Origin of the sequence: Alkalihalophilus lindianensis (genome assembly GCF_032843265.1) — a bacterium.
GTDB lineage: Bacteria > Bacillota > Bacilli > Bacillales > Bacillaceae_D > Alkalihalophilus > Alkalihalophilus lindianensis.
In genome coordinates this window covers 1-254 of record NZ_JAWJBA010000661.1, presented here as the reverse complement: position 1 = coordinate 254, position 254 = coordinate 1, and the positions used below count along the sequence as shown (strand labels likewise).

At 53.1% G+C, this 254-nt stretch carries 1 protein-coding gene; it reads right to left on the bottom strand.

All coding sequences use genetic code 11. The features are described 5' to 3' along the window. Positions 1–254 (bottom strand): hypothetical protein (locus RYX56_RS23805; RefSeq protein ID WP_317124313.1); only part of this gene is annotated, 254 nt, incomplete at both ends.

Sequence of the window (254 nt, the reverse complement as noted above, 5' to 3'; positions counted from 1 at the left end):
GCTCATTAGGGGCCGTGATCGGCTTGAAATCAGGGACATCCGTTCCTACCCATAACTTCTGCTTCGCATCCCACCAAATAACCGCTTTTTCCTTGCTCCAAGGCTTACCGCTTGGGTCTGCTGAGGCACGGTTGTATAGAATCCGGCGGTTCATAGGCCATGCATACGACCAATTGAGGAAGTTGCCGCCGCCTGTATCCTTGTTATCACGGCGTTTGGCCAGGTTTTTCCCTTCCTCAGGGTAGAAGCCGGAA